Raw genomic sequence first — 921 nt, 5'->3', positions numbered from 1 at the left:
CGGCCCGGCGGGCGAGGACGTCGCCGACGGCCAGCGACTTTACGACGCCGGCGCGACGCTCCGGCCCTCGGACCTCGGGCTGCTCAAATCCGTCGGGCTCGACGCCGTCCCGGTGTACGAGCCGCCGACGGTCGCCGTGATCCCGACCGGCGAGGAGCTCGTCCAGTCGGACCCGGACCCGGGCGAAGTGATCGAGACGAACGGGCTCACCGTCTCCCGGCTCGTCGGGCGGTGGGGCGGTGACGCCCGCTATCGCGACGTGGTCACGGACGACGAGGAGGCGCTCGCGGCGGCGATCGAGCGCGACCTCGACGCCGACATCGTGGTCACCACCGGCGGCTCATCCGTCGGCGAACGCGACCTCATCCCCGAGGTGGTCGACGGTATCGGTGAGGTGCTCGTCCACGGCGTCGCGCTCAAACCCGGCCATCCGGTGTGTCTCGGCCGGGCGTCGGGGACGCCGGTCCTCTCGCTTCCCGGCTACCCCGTCGCGTGTATCGTCAACGCGGTCCAGTTCCTCCGCCCGACACAGAAGCGGGTCGCCGGGACCGACCCCGCCCCGTTCCCCACCCGACGCGCACGGCTGGACCGGAAGATCGCGAGCGAGCCCGGGACGCGGACGTTCGCCCGGGTTCGGCTGTCGGACGAGTCGACCGAGTCGGATGGGTCGACCGAGTCGGATTGGTCGACCGAGTCGGATGGGTCGCCCACTGCGAGCGGGACGAGCGACGGACCGTCGACCGTCGCGACCCCGACCCGCGCGAGCGGCTCCGGCGTGCTCTCCAGCGTCGCGCTCGCGGACGGGTGGGTCGTCGTTCCGGAGTCGGTCGAGGGGTTCGACGCCGGCCGGGTCGTCGACGTGGAGCTGTGGGAGGTGACCGAATGAGCGACCGCAAGGAGTTCCGCGACCTCGCCGAGCCG

1 protein-coding gene is annotated in these 921 nt (G+C 72.9%); it reads left to right on the top strand.

Annotated features, from left to right (window positions below; genetic code table 11):
* On the top strand, positions 1-886 hold an 886-nt coding region (locus ACFQEU_RS16735; RefSeq protein ID WP_379783980.1), incomplete at its 5' end, for a molybdopterin molybdotransferase MoeA.
* Positions 887-921: the final 35 nt, after the last annotated feature.

This window comes from Halorubrum tibetense (assembly GCF_042661865.1).
Taxonomy (GTDB): Archaea; Halobacteriota; Halobacteria; order Halobacteriales; family Haloferacaceae; genus Halorubrum; species Halorubrum tibetense.
Note: the sequence above shows the minus strand (reverse complement) of the source record. Positions and strands in the feature narration are given on the sequence as shown.